At 69.4% G+C, this 19,286-nt stretch carries 15 protein-coding genes and 1 pseudogene; 8 read left to right on the top strand and 8 right to left on the bottom strand.

The window, feature by feature from the left end:
* Positions 1–5: 5 nt before the first annotated feature.
* Positions 6–1,721: a serine/threonine-protein kinase PknH/PknJ gene (locus AC5Y4Z_RS15735; protein ID WP_499965382.1), complete on the bottom strand. Its 1,716-nt coding sequence runs from the start codon at positions 1,719–1,721 to the stop codon at positions 6–8.
* Positions 1,722–1,763: 42 nt separating this feature from the next.
* Complete coding sequence (locus tag AC5Y4Z_RS15730) at positions 1,764–2,612, bottom strand: helix-turn-helix domain-containing protein (protein ID WP_499965381.1); 849 nt, start codon at positions 2,610–2,612, stop codon at positions 1,764–1,766.
* A 134-nt stretch (positions 2,613–2,746) separates the two neighbouring features.
* Here AC5Y4Z_RS15730 and AC5Y4Z_RS15725 point away from each other — a divergent pair, with 134 nt between their 5' ends.
* The 3 genes from AC5Y4Z_RS15725 to AC5Y4Z_RS15715 are packed head-to-tail and all read left to right on the top strand — an operon-like array spanning position 2,747 to position 5,020.
* Entirely contained in the window at positions 2,747–3,790 is a 1,044-nt protein-coding gene (locus AC5Y4Z_RS15725; RefSeq protein WP_499965380.1) for a zinc-binding dehydrogenase, read from the top strand.
* A complete protein-coding gene (locus AC5Y4Z_RS15720) occupies positions 3,787–4,200 on the top strand; it encodes a nuclear transport factor 2 family protein (RefSeq protein ID WP_499965379.1) in 414 nt (137 codons plus the stop codon). The genes AC5Y4Z_RS15725 and AC5Y4Z_RS15720 overlap by 4 nt, the downstream gene beginning before the upstream one ends.
* 1 nt (position 4,201) lies before the next feature.
* Positions 4,202–5,020 carry an SDR family NAD(P)-dependent oxidoreductase gene (locus AC5Y4Z_RS15715; protein WP_499965378.1) on the top strand — a complete coding sequence of 273 codons (819 nt, stop codon included), beginning with the start codon at positions 4,202–4,204 and terminating at the stop codon, positions 5,018–5,020.
* Here AC5Y4Z_RS15715 and AC5Y4Z_RS15710 read toward each other — a convergent pair.
* Positions 5,017–5,619, bottom strand: coding sequence for a class I SAM-dependent methyltransferase (locus AC5Y4Z_RS15710; protein WP_499965377.1), 603 nt, complete (start codon positions 5,617–5,619; stop codon positions 5,017–5,019). The two genes, AC5Y4Z_RS15715 and AC5Y4Z_RS15710, sit on opposite strands and share 4 nt — an antisense overlap.
* A 252-nt stretch (positions 5,620–5,871) precedes the next feature.
* Here AC5Y4Z_RS15710 and AC5Y4Z_RS15705 point away from each other — a divergent pair, with 252 nt between their 5' ends.
* The 3 genes from AC5Y4Z_RS15705 to AC5Y4Z_RS15695 all read left to right on the top strand — a co-directional run bounded on the left by AC5Y4Z_RS15705 (position 5,872) and on the right by AC5Y4Z_RS15695 (position 11,288).
* Complete coding sequence (locus AC5Y4Z_RS15705) at positions 5,872–7,161, top strand: calcium:cation antiporter family protein (protein WP_499965376.1); 1,290 nt, start codon at positions 5,872–5,874, stop codon at positions 7,159–7,161.
* A gap of 75 nt (positions 7,162–7,236) precedes the next feature.
* On the top strand, positions 7,237–10,407 hold the full coding sequence (locus AC5Y4Z_RS15700) for an ATP-binding protein (protein ID WP_499965375.1): 3,171 nt from the start codon (positions 7,237–7,239) through the stop codon (positions 10,405–10,407).
* A 41-nt stretch (positions 10,408–10,448) separates the two neighbouring features.
* On the top strand, positions 10,449–11,288 hold the full coding sequence (locus AC5Y4Z_RS15695) for an SDR family oxidoreductase (RefSeq protein WP_499965374.1): 840 nt from the start codon (positions 10,449–10,451) through the stop codon (positions 11,286–11,288).
* Between the two features lie 87 nt (positions 11,289–11,375).
* Here AC5Y4Z_RS15695 and AC5Y4Z_RS15690 read toward each other — a convergent pair whose 3' ends face one another.
* From AC5Y4Z_RS15690 to AC5Y4Z_RS15680, 3 genes are read right to left on the bottom strand one after another with little or no spacing between them, the layout of a single operon-like run.
* Positions 11,376–12,914 (bottom strand): flavin-containing monooxygenase, encoded by a 1,539-nt coding sequence (locus AC5Y4Z_RS15690; RefSeq protein WP_499965373.1) that lies wholly within the window; start codon positions 12,912–12,914, stop codon positions 11,376–11,378.
* Entirely contained in the window at positions 12,911–14,683 is a 1,773-nt protein-coding gene (locus tag AC5Y4Z_RS15685; protein WP_499965372.1) for a flavin-containing monooxygenase, read from the bottom strand. The genes AC5Y4Z_RS15690 and AC5Y4Z_RS15685 overlap by 4 nt, the downstream gene beginning before the upstream one ends.
* A gap of 60 nt (positions 14,684–14,743) precedes the next feature.
* Positions 14,744–15,358 carry a TetR/AcrR family transcriptional regulator gene (locus tag AC5Y4Z_RS15680; RefSeq protein WP_499965371.1) on the bottom strand — a complete coding sequence of 205 codons (615 nt, stop codon included), beginning with the start codon at positions 15,356–15,358 and terminating at the stop codon, positions 14,744–14,746.
* Between the two features lie 52 nt (positions 15,359–15,410).
* Between AC5Y4Z_RS15680 and AC5Y4Z_RS15675 the strand changes: the two genes are divergently transcribed.
* Positions 15,411–16,034: a TetR/AcrR family transcriptional regulator gene (locus AC5Y4Z_RS15675; protein ID WP_499965370.1), complete on the top strand. Its 624-nt coding sequence runs from the start codon at positions 15,411–15,413 to the stop codon at positions 16,032–16,034.
* A 420-nt stretch (positions 16,035–16,454) separates the two neighbouring features.
* On the opposite strand, the gene AC5Y4Z_RS15670 is transcribed toward AC5Y4Z_RS15675, so the two are convergent.
* Together AC5Y4Z_RS15670 and AC5Y4Z_RS15665 are read right to left on the bottom strand one after the other, a co-directional pair.
* Positions 16,455–16,925, bottom strand: coding sequence for an SRPBCC family protein (locus tag AC5Y4Z_RS15670; RefSeq protein ID WP_499965369.1), 471 nt, complete (start codon positions 16,923–16,925; stop codon positions 16,455–16,457).
* 44 nt (positions 16,926–16,969) lie between these two features.
* Positions 16,970–17,935, bottom strand: coding sequence for a LysR family transcriptional regulator (locus tag AC5Y4Z_RS15665; protein WP_499965368.1), 966 nt, complete (start codon positions 17,933–17,935; stop codon positions 16,970–16,972).
* A 213-nt stretch (positions 17,936–18,148) separates the two neighbouring features.
* Between AC5Y4Z_RS15665 and AC5Y4Z_RS15660 the strand changes: the two are divergent.
* Positions 18,149–19,281, top strand: a pseudogene (locus tag AC5Y4Z_RS15660) (sulfotransferase family protein).
* Positions 19,282–19,286 lie beyond the last annotated feature (5 nt).

The following is a 19,286-nucleotide window of genomic DNA, read 5'->3' as shown; positions in this document are numbered from 1 at the left end:
ACCCCTCATTGGCGCGGCACCTTGGCGGCGGTCGCGGTGACGAGGGCCGCGACGTCGGCGTCACCGGCGGCGCGGCATTGCCGGATGTCGATGAGGACGTTGCCGCGCACCTGGATCCCGTGCTGACACGAGCCGCCGCCGCGCAGGGTGGCGGTCAGGGTGAGCACGCCGGAGGTGGTGGTCGGCTGGCCGAACTCCCATGCCTGGCCGGGAGCGCCCGGTTGGGTCACCGTGACCGTCTTGCCGCCGCACAAACCCCACTGCCCGCGCTGCATGATGTAGAACGGCCCGGCCTTGTCCGGCGGGAACGCGAGGACGGCCTGGGTGACGCTGTCCTGCCACTCCGTCTCGTTCAGCGCCCGCAGGTCCTGCACGGCCACGCCGGTGTAGGCGCTGGGGCCGTACGTCGCCTGCTGCGCGGGCGCCCACGCGCCGACGCACTGCGGGTTGTCGAGGGTCGCGGAGTCGTCCAGCAGGGTGGCGCCGTCGCGTTCGAGGACCAGCGGTCCCCCGCCGCTTCCGCTCGGAATCTGCGCGGACGTCAGCAGGATGGAGCGCAGCTGGGCGGCCGCGACGTTGGTCGCCGGCGGGCCCTGCGCGGCCGCCGGCACCGTGCCCGATCCGGGGGCCGCGCCCGGCCCCGGGCCCGAATTCGCCGGCCCGCCGTCGGGCCAGGCCACCACGGTGACCGCGGCGGCGATCAACGCGACGCCGCCCACCGCGGCGCCGATCAGGGCCCGCCGACGCCGGCGCTTGGGCGGGCGTCCGGGCCCCTGCGCCATCGTGCGCGGTCCGCCGTGCTGCCACCAGGGCGGAGCCGGGGAGCCGACGGGGGCGGGCCCGACCGCCCCCCTGGGCACCGGCGGCAGCGGCGCGCGCCGCATGGGGTCGCGCAGGGCGCCGGCGGCGGCCTCGGCGAGCGCGCCCGCCGAACCGAACCGGGCCGCCGGGTCCTTCGCCATGGCCGTGGCGATCACCGCGTCCAGGGCGGGCGGCAGCGACGGCACCGCGTCGGTCACCCGCGGTGGCGGGCTGAACAGGTGCGCCATCATCACCGCGGCCGCGCCGTTGGTGGCCGGGAACGGCGTCTGGCCCGTCAGCAGCCGGAACAGCGCGCAACCCAGCGAGTAGATGTCGACACGGCCGTCGATGGGCGCGTTCGACAGCACCTCGGGCGCCGCGTAGGCGACGGTGGCCATCACCGAACCGGTCGCGGTGAGCCCGACGTCGTCGAAAGCGCGGGCAATTCCGAAGTCGCCCAGCAGGACTCGCTCGTCGGGGCCCGCGGGGCCCGACAGCAGGAAGTTGCCCGGCTTGATGTCGCGGTGCACCACGTTGTGGGCGTGGGCGAAGTCCAGCGCCCTGGCGACCTGGGCGACGATGTGCACGGCGCGCTGCGGGGCCATGGTCCCCTCGCGCAGCGCGGCGTCGGCGTCGATGCCGTCGACGAACTGCATCGCGATCCATAGCTGGCCGTCCTCGGTTTGCCCGCGGTTGTAGACCGAGACGATCTGGGGGTGCTCGAGGGAGGCGGCCGTATCGGCCTCGCGTATGAATCGGGCCCGAAAGTCGGGGTCACGCGACAGTTCGGCCGAGAGCACCTTCAGCGCGGTCTGGCGCGGCAGGCTGGGGTCGGCGGCCAAGTACACCGTGCCCATACCCCCGGTGCCGAGCACCCGCTCGATGCGGTACCCGCACACCACCGACCCGCTTGTCAGCACTCAAACACCCTACGGTCGCCCCCATATGTCCGTATTGCCAAACTAGACGGCCCGCGCGTGGGATTTGGTGATGGCCGCCGTTTCGTCGGTGAGCTTCTTGCCGATGACCCGGATCTGCCGCGCGCTCAACGGGCACAGCGGATGAACGGCCAGCATCAGGGCCACCTGCCCGCGGTCGTCGAACACCGGTGCGGCGATGGTGACCACCGGTTGCTTGCGCCGGCCGGGATTGTCGTCGGAGAGGAAGCCGATGGTGCTGAACTCGACCAGCAACTGGTCCAGGATATGCCGCACCGGGGTCGGCATCTCGTCGCTGTCGAGCGTGCCGACGACTTGGACGGCCTGCGCCAGCGCCGGCGTCGTCCAGTCGACGTCGAACCCGCGCTCCCGGGTGTGCGCCAAGACGCGCTCCAGCCGCTCAACGCGGTCGGCGTTGGTCCCCGCGCCGCGGCGGACCCAGGCCCGCTGCTCCTCCTCGGTGTCCCAGGCGGCGAGTGCGACGCCGAACGGCGGCGCGTACGGGATCCGATCACCGGGGATGCCGGCCGGCTGGGTCGCGGGATCACCCTCAAAGGCGGTGACCACCAACGAATCACCGAATCGCTCGACCACCGAGCCGGCGTAGCCGACATCGCGCGACAGCCGCAGCGCCGCGTCGCGAGCGGCGTGCGCCAGCGGGCGCGCGGTGTCGGTGCGCGCGGCCACCACGGCCAGGGCGGGCCCGAGCGTGAACGTCTTCGCGACGGGATCGCGGCTGGCCCAGCCGCGGTCGCACAGGGTCTTCAGGATCGCGTGTGCCGTCGCCTGGGTGAGATCGAGCTCGCGCGCGATGTCGGAGAACCGCAGCCGCGCGTGCGCGGACCGGGCCAGGAGCTCGACGACGTCGAGCACCCGGGAGGTCGGCGCCGAGGGCGATCCGCGAATGCCTTGACTCCCTTACGTCGAAATTCATACAGTGATCGCGAGCATTCGAGATTCTATATCGATTATTCGAGAAAATAAATGAGGTTGGTTCCTTGCGCGCAGTGGTGTTGAGAGACGGCCGGCTACAGGTCCGGGAGACGCCGGACCCCAAGCCGGGCACGGGCGAATTGCTGCTGCGGACGCTGAGCACCGCCATTTGCGCGTCCGACGTGCACTTCATGGACCACCCCGAATTGGCGATCGACGACCCGACCGGCCGTTCGCTGTATGACGCCGACCGCGACATCGTGCTCGGCCACGAGTTCGTCGGCGAGGTCGTGGGGCACGGGCCGGGATGCACCGAGCAGTTCGCGGTCGGCACGCGGGTGACGTCGATCCCGATTCGCCTGGTCGACGGGGGCGCGGGCGGCGTGCGCATCATCGGTCAGCACCCGGAGGCGCAGGGCAGTTTCGGTGAGCTGCTGGTGATTTCGGAGACGGCCGCCAAACCGGTGCCGGGGGACGTCTCCAGCGACGCCGCCGCGCTGACCGATGCGTTCGCCGTCGGCGAGTTCTACGTGCGGTCGGCGCAGCTGCAGCAGGGCGAGATCCCCGTCGTCGTCGGCGCCGGGGCGATCGGCCTCTCGGCGGTCGCCGCGCTGGCCGCCCGCGGCATCGAGCCGATCATCGTGGCCGACTACAAGGCCGACCGCCGCGAGCTCGCGCGTGACCGCTTCGGCGCGCACGTCCTCGTCGACCCCGCCGAGACGTCGGCGTTCGACGCGTTCCGCAACGTTCGCGCCGAACGCGGAATGCCCGGCCCCGCCGTGGTATTCGAGTGTGTCGGCGTCGCGGGCCTGTTGCAGAACATCGTCGAGTCGGCCGAAATGGCCACCCGGATCTACTGCGCGGGCGGCTGGTACACCGGCGACACGCTGGACGTCACCACCGCCACGCGCCAGGGCGTCACCATCCAGTTCGGCGGCGGCCCCCATCCGCAAGACTGGTACGGAACGCTGGAGGCCATCGCGTCGGGACGCCTGGACCCGCTGCCGAGCGTGGGCAAGATCATCGGTCTCGACGAGGTCCCGGAAGCGCTCGAACTGGCCCGCAGGTCCGACGGGCCGCCGCGCATCGTGGTGCATCCGAACGGGGACGTCCGATGACCGAACGAGAAGACCGCCAAGACATCTCGGATCTCCTGGTGCGCTACGCCACCGGGATCGACCGGCGTGACTGGCCGCTGTTCCGGACCGTGTTCACCGACGACTGCGAACTCGACTACGGCGTGATCGGCGCGTGGCAGGGCGTCGACGCCGTCGCGGAGTTCATGGAGCAGGTGCATGCGATGGCGGGGCACACCATGCACCGGCTGAGCAACCTGGCCATCACGCTCGACGGCGACAGGGCGACCGCCCGCACGTACATCGACGGGCTGATCATGGCCGGCGACAACGCATCCGGCGTCAACGCGATCGGCTTCTACGACGACGAGATCGTCCGCACCGAGGGCGGGTGGCGCATCGCGCGCCGCCGCTACACCCAGGTGCGGCTGGTCACGGTGGGGGGCAGTTGAGGTGACGTTTGCGACCAAATACGGGCCGTGGGCGCTGGTCGCCGGGGCCTCCGACGGCCTGGGCGCTGCGTTCGCCGCAGGACTCGCCGAGCGCGGCGTGAACGTCGTGCTGCTGGCCCGCCGCCAATCGGTGCTGGAACGGGTTGCGGCACAGATCAACTCGCAGTTTCCGGTCGAAGCGCGGACCCTGGCGATCGACCTCGCCGAGCCCGGCGCGGCATCCGCGATCGTTGCGGCCACCGGCGATCTCGAAATCGGGTTCCTGGTGTACTGCGCCGGCGCCGACCCGAACTTCAAGCCGTTCCTCGATGTCCCGCTCGAAGCGGCCGAGGCGATGGTGCAGCGCAACTGCCTGGTGCCGATGCAGTTGTGCCACCACTTCGCCCCCGCGATGGTGGCGCGCGGCAGCGGCGGCATCGTCATCTTCGGGTCCGGCGCCGGGCTGGCCGGGGGCCCCAACATGGTCGCCTACGGCGCCTCCAAGGCCTTCGACATGGTGTTCGCCGAAGCGCTGTGGGCCGAACTGCATGACAAGGGCGTCGACGTCCTGGGCCTCATCCTGGGCAAGACCAACACGCCCGCGTTGCGCGAACTCGAGCACAGTCGCGGGCAGATCAGCTCGCCCGACGACGTGCCGCCGGGAGCGGCCGCGGTGGAGGACGTCATCGCCGAGGCGTTCGCGAACCTGACCAACGGCCCGACCTGGATGGTGGGCGAGGACATGCGCGCCGCCGCGCAGCTGATGGGGTCGCTGACCCGCAACCAGGTCGTCGAACTGATGATTCAGGCCAGCGCCGCGGCGATGGGCCCCGGGGGCTAACCGGGCGCGCGCCAAGAGATCAGCGCGCGGCCGTAGAGCAGACGGCGGATGCGAGCCCCGGGCAGCGCCACGCGGACGTGGCGGCGCAGTTGTTGCAGGGTGTCCCCGGGTGGCCACTTGATCGGAGCGGTGTGTTCCCACTTGCCCCTGAACCGGATGACGGCACCGCCTGCTGTCCAACTTGCCAAGTGCCACAAGCCGTTTCGGAGCGAGGGTTTGACGAAGGTGACCACGGCCAGGGTTCCACCGGGGCTTACCAGACCGGCGATGCGTTGCAGCGCCGCGCGGGTGTCGTCGATGTGATGTAAGGCGGCGTTGGAAAGCACGGCGTCGAAACCGCCGCGTGGGAGGTCGGCCGTCATGACGTCGCCCTGCACCCACACGATGGGCTCCGCGGCAAACCGGGCCCGGGCGCGTTGCAGGACGGGGCCATCGACGTCCAGCGCGGTGACGTCGGGCACCCGCCGCGTCAAGCGAGCGGCGAGGAACCCGTCCCCGCATCCGACGTCGAGGACCCGTCGGGCCGTCGGCGGAACCTTGGACGCCAGCAGCGCGTCGTAGTGAATGTTGATGTTCCACGGTTGTTCGCCGGAAGCCACCCCCAGAAACTAACCGCGCCACGCGCGAAACGGCCACCACAACGTCGTAGCTGGTTTGCCAAAGTTTCGGATCAGCCCGCCCGAACTTTCGGCGTCGACGCGAGTAACCAGCAAAGACAGGTGCGGGTTAGCCGCCGGCGCAGCGACCTGCGACGTTGCTGGCCGGGCGTGCGACCGGTAGCTTGGGAAAAGATAGTTCGCGACGGCAAAAGAGCCGTTTCCAGACCGGCACCCCCTCCGATGAAGTGAAGGATGACGATGCTGGCCGCAGACAGGCCCGTTGCCGCAGCACCCACCACACCACGCGCGCGGCGGCTCACCTTGATCCGTTCGGGGCTGATCACCGCGGTATTCATCGCCCCGGCGGTCGTGGTCCGGATCGCCGGCCTGCACGCGGATCCGGTCGCCGCCCTGCTGATCTTCGGGGCGGCGGTGGTGGCGGCGAGCTTCCTGCTCGCGTGGGCCGCCGAGGCCGCCCAGATCGACGTCTCGGGCGGGCTGGCGATCGCGGCGCTGGCGCTGGTCGCGGTGCTGCCCGAGTACGCCGTCGACCTCTACTACGCCTACGCCTCCGGCCACAACGCCGTCTATACCCAGTACGCCGCCGCCAACATGACCGGATCCAACCGGTTGCTGATGGGGTTGGGTTGGCCGGTGGTGGTGTTGGTCAGCATCCTGGTGGCGCGAAAAGTTGGCGCCGGCAAACCCACCGGCCTGGCGCTGGAGCCCGCCAATCGCGTCGAACTCGGGTTCCTGTTGTTCGCCGGCGTGCTCGCATTCGCCATTCCGGCGAGCGGCGAAATCCACCTCGGGGTGGGTCTGGTGCTGCTGGCCTGGTTCGGCTTCTACCTCTACAAGGTCAGCCACGGCGACGTCGAGGAGCCGGACCTCGTCGGCACCGCCGCCGCGCTGGGCGAGCTGCCCGATCGCGGCCGGCGGATTGCGGTGATCGGGCTGTTCGCCGTGTCGGGCGCCGTGATCCTGCTGTGCGCAAAGCCGTTCGCGGACAACCTGGTTGCCGCCGGTACCGAATTGGGCATCGACCGATTCCTGCTGGTGCAGTGGCTGGCCCCGCTGGCGTCCGAAGCCCCGGAGTTCATCATCGCGGTCATCTTCGCCAGCCGCGGCAAGGGCACGGCGGCCATCGCCACGCTCATCTCGTCGAAGGTCAACCAGTGGACGCTGCTGATCGGTTCGCTGCCGGTGGCCCACCTGCTCGGCGGGGGCGGGTTCTCGCTGGTGCTCGATTCCCGCCAGGCCGAGGAAGTGCTGCTGACCGCCACCCAGACCTTGATGGGGGTCGCGCTGATCCTGGGGCTGCGCTTCCCCCGCGCCGCGGCGTGGGCGCTGCTGGCGTTGTTCCTCGTGCAGTTCCCCCTGGTCTCCACGCAGCAGCGGCTGGTGCTGTGCGCGATCTACACCGCGCTGGGCGTCGCCGGGCTGATCTTCAACCGCGGTCACCTGGTCGCCACCGTCCAGGCACCGTTCGTCGGGAGGGCGATTCGGCACAGCGGTCACCCGCACCATGCGCCCGAGGATTAGCTCCCAGCAACGCATCGATACCGAGTTTTCCGCTGGTAAGCCACCGATTCGTGCCGATTGGGTTATGGTGCTCGCGTGGCTCGGGCATCCCAAGCCGGACTGGCGTGCGTGCCGTGCGGCGCGCAGTTGCGCGCCACGGCGAAGTTCTGCGACGAGTGCGGCGCGCGGGTTGGTCCGTCGGACAAGCCGGCGGAATACAAGCAAGTGACAGTGCTGTTCGCCGACGCCGTGCATTCGATGGACATCGCCGCCGCCGTGGGCGCCGAACGGTTGCGCGAGATCATGGCCGAGTTGGTGGAGCGGGCCTCGGCGGTAGTGCATCGATTCGGCGGCACGGTGGACAAGTTCACCGGCGACGGGATCATGGCCGTGTTCGGCGCACCAATCGCCCTGGAAGACCACGCTTTCCGAGCGTGTCTGGCGGCCCTGGGGCTGCAGGATGAGGCCGCCCGCCTCGCCGCCGATGTCCGCGCCCGCGACGGCGTCGACCTGCGGCTGCGCGTGGGCCTCAACTCCGGCCGGGTGATCGCCGGCGAAATCGGTTCGGGTGCACTGGGTTACACCGCGATCGGCGAGCAGGTAGGCATGGCCCAGCGGATGGAATCGGTTGCGCCACCCGGTGGGGCGATGCTCAGCGAGTCGACGGCCCGGCTGGTCGAAGACACCGCGACCCTCGCGGCGTCGGAAAACGTCCGCATCAAGGGATCCGAGGCTCCGGTGCCGGCCCGCCGCCTGATCGCGGCCGGCAGCGATCGGCGCAGCAGAACGGACCCGCGGTTGGTGGGCCGCAGCTGGGAACTCAACACCATTGCCGGCCTTCTCGACGAGGCCATCGGTGGGACCGGCTGCGTCATCGGTGTCGTCGGCCCGGCGGGCATCGGTAAGAGCCGCACCGTCCGTGAATCGGAAGCGCTGGCGAAACGCCGTGGCATGGAAGTCTTTACCACCTGCTGCGAGTCCCATACCAGCGACATCCCGTTCCACGCGGTGACGGGGCTATTACGGGCCGGCCTCGGGGTCGACGGGCTGGCCGGCGAGGGCGCGCGGGCGCAGCTCCGGGCGCGGTTTCCCGCCGCCGACGCCGAGGATCTCTGGCTGCTCGACGACCTGCTCGGCGTCGCCGACCCCGCAGTCGACGCGCCCGGCGTCGAAGGCGACGCCCGGCGGCGTCGCCTCACCGCGCTGGTCAACGCCGCATCGCTGGCCCGGACCGAACCCGTGCTGTACGTGATAGAGGACGCCCATTGGATCGACGAGGTCAGCGAGTCGATGTTGGCCGACTTCATGGCGGTGATTCGGCAAACCCCCTCGATGGTGCTGATCACGTACCGACCCGAGTACCGCGGCGCGTTCACGGCGATCCCCGGGGCGCAGACGATCGCCCTGCGGCCGCTCAACGCGGCGCAGACGATGGCGCTGATCGGTGAGTTGCTCGGCACCGATTCCTCGCTGGGCGAGCTGACCGGCGTCATCGCCGAACGCGCCGGCGGCAACCCGTTTTTCGCCGAGGAGATCGTCCGGGACCTCGCCGAACGGGGCTCGATTCACGGCGAGCGCGGCTCCTACCTGCTGCGCGGCGACGCTTCCGACGCCGCGGTGCCGGCCACGCTGCAGGCCGTCATCGCCGCGCGCATCGACCGCCTCAGCGCCGCGGCCAAACGCACGCTCGGCGCCGCGGCGGTCATCGGCTCACGGTTCAGCCCGGATCTGGTTGCCGCCCTGGGCATCGACCCGGCCATCGATGAGTTGGTCGCGGGTGAACTGGTCGATCAGGTCGGCTTCAGCCCGCGGGTCGAATACGCGTTCCGGCATCCGCTGATCCGTTCCGTCGCCTACGAATCGCAACTGAAGTCGGATCGGGCCGAGCTACACCGGCGACTGGCCGCCGCAATCGAGCAGCACGAGCCGGGTACGGCCGGCGAGAACGCGGCGCTTATCGCTGAACATCTCAAAGCGGCGGGGGATCTCGTCGCGGCGTTCAACTGGTACATGCGCGCGGGTGAGTGGCTGACCCACCGCCACATCACCGCGGCCCGGGCCAGCTGGCGGCATGCCTGCGACATTGCCGATCAAGTCCCACACACGGTCCCCGAGCGCGGCGCGATGCGGATCGCCCCGCGAACGTTGTTGTGCGCCAGCGCCTGGCTGGCCGGCGGGAGCCTGGCCGACACCGGGTTCGACGAACTGCGCGAGCTGGCCAGTGCCGCCGGCGACAAGGTGTCGCTGGCGATGGCGATGGCGGGTTGGGTACCGGCGCTGATCGTGCATGCCCGATTCCGCGAAGCCTCGGACTTGGCTTCCGAACTCGTGAGCCTGCTCGAGTCGATCGGCGACCCAACGCTGACGCTCGGGTTGCTCTATGGGCCCCTCTCCGCCAAGCTCCAATGCGGCGAGGTCGCCGAGGCCCTGCGCCTGGCGCAACGGATGATCGAGCTGGCCGAGGGCGACGCCACCCGAGGCAACCTCATCATCGGATCTCCGTTGGCAGGCGCCATCATGCTGGGCGGTTGCGCACGATTCTTCTTGGGGGACCAACGTTGGAGAGCCGATGTGGACCGGGCCGCCACCATGGTCCGTTCGTTCGAGCCGACGATGCGCGCGTTGATGCTGCTATTCAAATACGCGGGCGTGCCTAACGGGGCGTGGGTGCCGGACGCAGCGGACCTACAGGAAACGGGTGAGGTCCTGGAAATCGCGGAACGATCCGGCGACGATCTGACGCTCGCCTGCGCTCGGCATGTGCACGCGATCGTGCTCTTGACCCACGGCGGACCGCGACGCGCCGAGGCCTTTCCCCTGTTGGCCGCCGTCCGGGAAGCCGCCCTGCAAGAGCGCTATACCCTTCTGGCGGCCACCTACGCTGATACATGGGTCGCCAAGGAGAAGGTCCGTACCGGCGATCTCGACGGCGCGATCGAATTGCTGAGCCCCGCGGTCGAACGCGAATACGCCTCTGGGGACATGACTGTGCGCGCGGCGACCGTCGCCGATCTGGTGCAAGCACTGCTGCGCCGGGGCGAGCCCTCGGACATCCGGGAGGCACAGGCCGCCATCGATCGGCTGGCGGCGGTGCCTACCGAACCCGGTTTCGTTCTGCATGAGTTGTGGCTGTTGCCGATGCGGGCGTGGGAGGCGCAGGCCCGCGGTGACGAGGTGTCCTATCGCGACTTGCGCGACCGCTACCGCGAGATGGCGAATTCGCTTGGCCTCGAGGGGCATATCGCCTGGGCGCGGGAAATGGTGTAACCCGACTCCGCCCGGGTTCACGCTACGTATACGGTCCAGGTATGAATCGAGTATCGGTGATCACCGGCGGTGCGGGCGGCATGGGCCTGGCCACCGCCAAGCTCGTCGGCCGCGACCACACTCTGGTCCTCTGCGACGTCCGGCAGGACCGGCTCACGGCCGCGGGCACGACCCTGCAAGACCTCGGGATCACTCCGACGATCGTCAACTGCGATGTCACCGACCGGGGCGCGGTTGCCGACCTGTTCGACACCGCGACCGGCCTCGGCACGCTCGCCTCCGTCATCCACACCGCGGGGGTCAGCCCGAGCATGGGTTCCGCCGACTACGTCATGCGGACCAATGCCATCGGCACCGTGAACGTCGACGAGGCGTTTTACGCCATAGCCGAGGAGGGCGCCGCGATCGTCAACGTGGCATCGATGGCGGCGCACATGCTGCCCGCGGAAATGATTCCGACAGCACAATTTCCGGTGGCGCTCGACGATCCCGATGCATTCATGGACGCCATGGTGGGCGCGTGCGACATCGTTCCCGAGGATCTCCGGCCCGGCATCGCCTACGCCCTGAGCAAGAGCTTCGTGCGGTGGTACAGCCAGGCCCAGGCCGAGCGGTTCACCGCCCGCGGCTTGCGCATCGTCTCGGTGTCCCCGGGGTCCATCGACACCGAGATGGGCAGACTCGAGGAGCAGGCCGGCGCCGGCGCGATGGTCGCCGATGCCGCGGTGCCGCGGTGGGGCAAGCCGGAGGAGATGGCCGAGCTACTCGCCTTCTGCGCCAGCGACAAGGCCGGTTATCTCACCGGCACCGACATCCTCAACGACGGCGGGGTGGTCGCCTCGATGACGGAGCGCGCCAGGGCGGCCGCGGCCAAGGGGTAGCCGCACCCGTCACATCAGTCGCGCGCGTCCCTGCGGGCTTGGCACAACATCTTCTCCAAGTCGATGTCACATGCGACATCACGTTTTTCATCGCGACATGCCCGCGCCCCACGGCACCCGAGTGGCCGGCGTGACGACATGCACCCACTCCCGGGGCCGCAGCCGCCAGGTGCGGCGCGCGTATTCCAGCTCGGTGTAGGGCCACTGCGTCACGATCCGGCCGGTGGGCGAGCGGAAATAGCTGTCGCACAACGTCCAGACCGTGCGCTCCAGGTCCGCGGAAAGCCGCTCGTTGTAACGCCTTTCGGCTTCGGCGCGCACGTCGACGTACCCGCCCCGGCGCGCCACCCGGCTCACCGCGCTGGCCACCAGCCGCGCCCCGGCCTCGAGGATGTAGACGATCGAGTTGCCGCCCTGGTTGGTGTTGGGGCCGTACAGCATGAAGAAGTTCGGGAAGCCGCCGACCGCGACGCCCAGGTAGGCGCTGGGGTCGGCGCCCCAGCGCTCGTGCAGCCGCCGCCCGTGGGTCCCGATGACCTCGATGCCAGACAGGTATCGGGACGTCTCGAATCCGGTGGCCAGCACGATCACCTCGGCGTCGACGGACCGGCCGCCCGCGGTGATCACCGATTGCTCGGCGATCCGCGCGATCGGCTCGGTGACCAGCTCGACGTTGTCCGCCTGCAGCGCCCGGTAGTACTCGTCGCCCAGCAGCACCCGCTTGCAGCGGAACGGATAGTCCGGCGTCAGCGCGCGCCGCAGCGCCGCGTCGGCCACGGTGCGCTCCAGGAACGACGACGCGACCTGGGTGCGGGCGGCGACCACCGGATCGTCGGCGAAGGTCGCCGTGTTGTCGTGCTGGAACTTCCAGATCCGCCAACGCGTGCGGCGCACCGCCAGGGGATCGCGCCGGAATCGCGCCAATTCGCTTGCGCTGTAAGGCCGGTCGTCCTTGGGCACCATCCACGGCGGGGTCCGCTGAAACACCGTCACGCGCCGCGCGGTCTTGGCGAGCTCGGGAACGACCTGCACCCCGCTGGCGCCGGTGCCGATCACCGCCACCTTCTTGCCGGCCAGCTCGACGCCGTGGTCCCATCGCGCGGTGTGCATGAGCGCGCCGCCGAATCCGCTCAGGCCCTCGATGTCGGGCAGCTTCGGCGATCCGAACAGCCCGACGGCGCTGACAACGACGTCGACGCGCAACGTCTCCGCTTGGCCGGCGCGGTCCACTTCGCAATCCCAGCTTGATGTATGGGAGTTCCAGCGCACGACACACACCTTCGTGCCGAGCATGAGGTGGCGGCGCAGGTCGAAGTCGTCGGCCACGGACTCGAGGTACGCCAGGATCTCGGGCTGCCGGGCGTAGGTGCGGGACCAGGACTTGTTGGGCGCGAAGGAAAACGAGTACAGGTGGCTCTGAATGTCGCACGCCGCGCCGGGGTAGGTGTTGCGCCGCCAGGTGCCGCCGACCCCGTCGGCGGCGTCGATGATGACCAGGTCGTCGATGCCGGCGCGGCGCAGCGCCACGGCCGCGCCGAGGCCGCCGAAGCCGGCGCCGATGATCGCCACCTTCGGTGGGCGCCGGCGCCGTGTCGCCGCCCGTATCCGGCCGATCACGTACCTCATAGACCGGTCCCGCGGATCTGGAAGCCGTCCAGGTCCCCGTCCGCCCGCCACGCCTCGAGAATGTCGGCGTATTCGGTTGGCGCACCGATGAAGAAGCTGCCCTGCCGGGTCTTGGCGTCGGCCTTTCCCTCCCGGTTGTAGTAGCCCGGGGTGCACGTCCTGGCCCGCTCGGCGGTCGCGGCGGAGCGGGCCACGACCATGTCCACCCAAGCGGCCTCGGCGGCGGGTGACGCCTCGATTTCGGTCACGCCGCGCTCCAGCGCCCAGGCGATGATCCACGCGGCGTGGGTCGCCTGCACGTCCAGCAGGTAGGGGAAGTTCACCGTGAGGCCCGCCTGTGCGATGCTTTCGATGAAGCAGTTCGGGAAACCGTTGGCGCACAAGCCCTGGAAGGTGCGCACGCCGTCGCGCCAGCGGTCGGTCAGCGTGTCGCCGCCGCGGCCGATCAGCTCGAACCCGGTGCGCCGGCAGTAGTCGGTGCCCACCTCGAAACCCGTCGCGAAGATCAGGCAGTCGAGTTCGTAAGTGACTCCGTCGACGACGACGCCGGCTTCGTCGATGCGTTCCACGCCGCGGCCTCGCGTGTCGACCAGGGTGACGTTGTCGCGGTTGAACGTCTGCAGATAGTCGTCGTGGAAACAGGGCCGCTTGCAGAAGTAGCCGTACCACGGCTTGAGCGCCTCGGCGGTGGCGGGATCGGCCACGATCTCGTCGACTCGTGCCCGGATCTCCTCCATCTTGGCGAAGTCGGCGAGTTCGATGTTCGGTGCGCCGGCGCCGTCATGGCGCATGACCGGGAGCTTGCGCGTGATGCTCGTCCAGGCGTCGGCGACCAGGTCTTCGTCGGCCTGCCCGCCGGCGGTCAGGACCTGGAAGTTGCGGATGCGCTGGTGCTGCCAGCCGGGCGGTAATGCGTTGGCCCACTGGTAATCCGTGGGCCGGTTGGCGCGCACGTCGACCGACGACGGCGTGCGCTGGAAGACGTAGAGGTGTTGTGCGGCAGCGCCGAGGTGCGGCACGCACTGGATTGCGGTGGCCCCGGTGCCGATGATGCCGACGCGCCTTGTCGCCAGGTTCTCCAGCTGCTCGCCGGTGTAGCCGTAGTCCCAGCGGCTGGTGTGAAAGCTGTGCCCGCGAAAGCGGCCGAGGCCGTCGATGCCCGGCAGCTTGGGCTTGGCCTGATAGCCGTTGGCCATCGAGACGAACCGGGCCCGCATCTCGTCGCCGTGGTTGGTCCGGATGATCCAGCGGGAAGTCGCTGCGTCCCAGCGTATCTCGTGCACGTCGGTGCGCAGGCACGCGTCGCGGTAGAGGTCGTAATGCTCGGCGATGCGCCGGCAGTGCGCGAAGATCTCCGCTCCCTTGGCGTACTTGTCGGCGGGAATGTAGCCGAGCTCCTCCAGCAGCGGCATGTACACGTAGGACTCGACGTCACAGGCGATCCCGGGATAGCGGTTCCAGTACCAGGTGCCGCCCACGTCGGCGGCCCGGTCGATGAGCCGCACGCTTTCGACGCCGAGCTCGCGCAACCGCGCCCCCGTCAGCAGCCCGCCGAAACCGGCGCCGATGACCGCGACGTCGATCTCGTCGGTGAGGGACTTGCGGGTGAACGTTCCGTCGGCCCAGGGGTCGTCGGCGAATCGGGCGAAGGCACCGGCGGTCTCCACGTACTGCGCGATGCCGTCGGGGCGCAGCCGTCGCGCCCGCTCCTCGGCGTACTTCCGTCGCAGCGCGTCGACGTCGAACGCCGCGCCCACGGTCTCGGTCACGGCCTCGACTATATAATCAATCATTTGATCATATGGCCTACTTTCGCGCCGAGACTGCGCTCAGCGCGTGGATGTGGGCGTTTTGCTCGCTCTGGACGCAGTTTCGGCGCCAGAACCCAACAGCGTCCCCCGTATCAGCTGCTTGGCCGCGGCCAGGGCCGCGTGGTGTTCGTGCGGCGGCAGCGACGCGCCGAGTTCGGTCAGGCCGTAGATCAGCGAGTAAACGGCTTCTACGGCGCCCCGGTCGGCGCTGCCGATGATGCCCTCGATGATGTCGCGGAATGCGGTGAACCCCCTGTCACCGCTCTCGGCGCGGATCGCCCACTCGAACGCCGCGAGGTCGGGGTACTCGCGCATCAGGCGGCCGGATTCGTCGAGGACCGCTTCGATGCGGTCGACGACGTCGCCAGGACCCGCGGCGGCTTGACGCAGCCGCGGCAACGCGACATCGGTCCTGGCGGCGACGGCCGCCTTGATCAACTCCGACTTGTTGGGGAAGTAGTTGTACAGGCTGGCGCTGGTCACCTGTGCCGTGCGGGCGATCTCGCGGATGGTCGCCCGCGAGTAGCCCACCCGGGCCACACAGCGCATGGTGGCGGCGATGATTCGGCGACGGGTCTCCTCGCCGCTGGCGCCGACGGGGCGGCCGAGCTGCGCCCGCGTGGATGTCCTCACCCGTGTGAATATAATCGGGCGATCGATTAAAGCTCTGGCGCGGAGGTGCGCGGTGAGTGTGGGTCGCCCCGCGGGCGCCGACGGTGAGCGGACCCGGGCACGGATCCTCGGCGCGGCGATGCGCTGCGTCGCCGAAGTGGGCTACTCCCAGGCGACGATTCGCGAGATCGCCAAGGCCGCCGACATGACCAGCGGCAGCCTGTATCACTATTTTCCCAACAAGTCCGAGTTGCTCACCGCGACCGTCGGCGAGGTCGACGAGATCGCGGCCCCGAGGCTGCGGGCCGCGGCGGCGCGCGGCGACGACGTCGTCGCGCGCGTCGAGGCGGTGTTCGACGAGTTGGGCCGGCTGCTGCGCGAATATCCCCACCTGGCCGCGTTCGACCGGGCAATGCGCGCCGAGGGATCGGCCCACCCGCGCGGCGGCCGGGTGCGCCACGCCGGGCCGAAAGCGTTGCGCGACATCATCGATGAGCTCGTCCAGGGCGCCCGGGACGCGCTGCCGCCCGGCACCGAGCCCGACGCTGCGGTCAACGCGATCTACGCGCTGGCCCGCGGCCTGACCGAGCGGGCGGCCACCCTGGCACCCGAGGCCTATGCGGCCGCGCTGGGTTCGGCCAAGGAATTGATCAGGGGAACGCTTTTCGCGCCGCCAGCGCGTCGCCGAGGTCCTTGAGCAGGAACTGGCACGGCGGCGCCGAGGCCGCAACGAAATGAGACGCCTAGCAACGATTTCCGGCCCGGCCGCCTCAGCTGTCACATGCGTCTCCGCTTAGGCGACAACCCCGCCATCGATTGTGAATCGTGGGCTTCGATTGTGAAGCGTGGGCGGGATCCGAGCCGAAATCCCGCCCTACGTTCACTCCCAAAGCCATGGGCTCACAGTCAAATACCTGACCGCGGCGATGGCAGTGGGCCGGTGGAGCTGGGCCTTGCTATCGATTGTGAATCGTGGGCTTCGATTGTGAAGCGTGGGCGGCGCCCGGGCCGAAATCCCGCCCTACGTTCACTCCCAAAACCATGGGCTCACAGTCAAATGCCTGACCGGCGGCGATTACGTCGCCGAAGGCGAAACCACGGTGCAAAGATCGCAAAACTACCCGGCGTAGCGATCGTGCAGCTTGGCCAGCGTCGCCTCGATGCCCGCCGCGTTGCCCTTGCGGAAGCCCGTTCGCTCGTAGTACTTCAGGCCGTTCTTGATCGCGCCGGCCTGGCTGTAGTCGAACGTCTCGGTGACCCGCGTCCGCGTCGGCGAGAGCGACGCGAATTCCCACCGCCACCGATGACCCAACGGGTGGCGCCATTCGACCAGCTGATTCGGCTCGAGCGCGGTCACGGTGCTGGTGATGCGGTACGGCAGGCCGTACATCTTCATGTGCGTCGAGAACTTCGAGCCCACAACGAGTTCCGCCGGAACCTTGATGTTGTCGCGCACGGTGCCCGAGCCGTCCAGCTCGTGGTGGCGCCGCGGATCGGCGGCCATCGCGTACAGCTCCGCGGCGGGGGCCTCGACTTCGACCGACCGGCTCACCTGGCGGGGTCCCGCGTCGACGACGTTGACGGTCATGACGGTCTCCTTCCGCTGTCCGGTGAGTCGAGGCTACGCCTGACTCACTGCGACGGCTCCGCGAAGTTCGGGTCCCATGACGGCGACGGCTCGAACCGTGCGGGCCACAACCCGGATCTGGTGAGCCTGGCGACCTCTTCGCGGATCAGGACGCCGATCTTCGCGGCGAATTCGCGCGGCAGGTCCAGCTGGGATGTCGCGGCCACCCCGAGCTGCTGGGTCAGCCTCGGTTCGCAGATCGGCGCGTGGCGCAGCCGTCCCGCCTCGGCGTCGGCGACGCACGCGGCCGGCGGCAGCACCGCGTACCCGAGCCCCGCCGCCACCAGGCGCTTCGACACTTCGAGGGAATTGGTCGAAAACCGGGTCGTGATAGCGACTTTCAGGCGCAGGGCGGTGTTCTCCAGCGTGGTCCGTATCCCGATCTGTGCGCTGGGCATGACGAGCGGCAACCCGGCCAGGTCGGTGAAGCGGACCGGCCGGTCGGGCGAGAGATCCGAGGCGGGGCCGCCGACGAGGACGAGATCCTCGACCAGCAGGTGGCGGTAGAACAGCCGGTCGTCCGGCACCGGATGGATCACCGCGAGATCGACCGCGCCGCCGAGCATGCGTTGCACGAGGTCGTCGGTGTCGGCGACGGCGACGTGGAAGTGCACGTTGGGGAAGGCCGCGCCGAGGCTGGCCAACAGCGGCGCCGCCAGCACCCCGGCGGTCGTCGGCGGCATGCCCAACAACAATCCGCGCTCGATTCGCGCCAACGGCGACCCGGCGTACTGGACCGCGAGCTCCAGCTGGCGCAGCGGCCCGGCCGTCGAGGAGCGCAGGCGTTCGCCCTCCTCGGTGAGTTGCACGCCGCGGCGGGTCCGGTGGAACAACGTGATGCCGAGGTCCTCCTCGAGCAGGCGGACCTGACGGCTCAGCGCGGGCTGGGCGATGCCCAGCGCGGTGGCCGCCCGGGTGATCGAGCCCTCCTCCGCGATGCGCAGGAAGTACTTCAGCCGGTGGGTGTCCATCGCCTCCACATCTACCAGCCATACAAAATCGGCATGACTGATTTCCCGAATTGGTATTACCTGGCCGCCCCGATCCGGCCATATCGTCGGCGTTGCGATGCCGTCGCGGTCTGACAGCCAAGGGAGTTCGACGGTGACACTGCAAGACGAGCAGGACTGGGTGCACTGGGCAGACCATCGACGTCGCCGGCGGCCAGTGGATGGGCTGACGGCGTGCTGACCACCGGCGAGGTGCTGGACGAGGCGCAGGCGCAAACCGGGCTGGCCGACTTCGGCGAGGACACGTTTACCGAAGGCCTCGACATCCTGCTGTCCTCGCTGCGGAACGAGGCGCGGTTGCACGACCGCGGCCGCGCATTCCTGCATCAACGCATCGTCGGCTATCTGGCCCAACGCCTGCAGGTCGAGGACTGGTATCGGCGGCACCCCGAGATCGACGCGGTGGCCATCACGGCCCCGCTGATCGGATTGGGTTTGCCCCGAACCGGATCCACCGCGCTGTCGATGCTGCTGGCCCAGGACCCCGACGTGCGCTACCTGCGCCGGTGGGAGTCCTCGCAGCCCTGTCCGCCGCCCTCGACCGTGCGGGGTGTCGACCCGCGCATCCCCCCGGACAAGGGCGAAATGGTGGGCAGCCGCTACCACGTGCCCGCCGATACGCACGGCCCGATGGAATGCCATGAGCTGATGGCGCTGGATTTCAAGTCGCACCTGTTCCAGTCGTTCGCCGAAACACCGTCCTACTCTCAAGGTGGTTGGTGGACTCCGCGGACCTGACTTCGACATACCGGTATCAGCGCCGGGTGATGAAACTGCTGCAGTGGGGCGAGCCGCAACGACCGTGGCGGCTGAAATGCCCGTCACACGTGCTGTGGCTCGACGCCCTGGACGCCGCCTTTCCCGACGCGCGGTTCGTGATGACCCACCGCGATCCCACCGATGTCATCCTGTCGGTGGCCGACCTCTACGCCGACATCATCGGTTCGTTCAGCGCCGAGCTCGACCGCCCCTACATCGGTCGCCTCAACGTCGAGCACTGGTCTGTGGGCATGGAGCGAGCGCTGCGGTTCCGCGCCGGCGGCGCCGAAGACCGGTTCTACGACATCGATTTTCGGGCCATGCAGGCGGACCCGATCGGCGAGGTGACGGGTTTGTATGCGTGGCTGGGGGCCCCGGTCGGCGCGGAGTTCCGGGCGCGGATGCAAAGCTGGTGGTCGCAGGCGGCCACCGAGCGCGAGGCGAGCTCGCATGCCGACCCGGTCGAGTTCGGCATCGATTTCGACCAGGTGCGGCCCCGGTTTGCGCGGTATGTCGACAGCGCATCCCGGTGGACCGCCCGAACGTAGGAGGC

The sequence above is a fragment of the Mycobacterium sp. NGS63 genome (assembly GCF_059812295.1).
The sequence above is the reverse complement of the archived record's forward strand: the minus strand, read 5'-3'. Positions and strand labels throughout refer to the sequence as shown.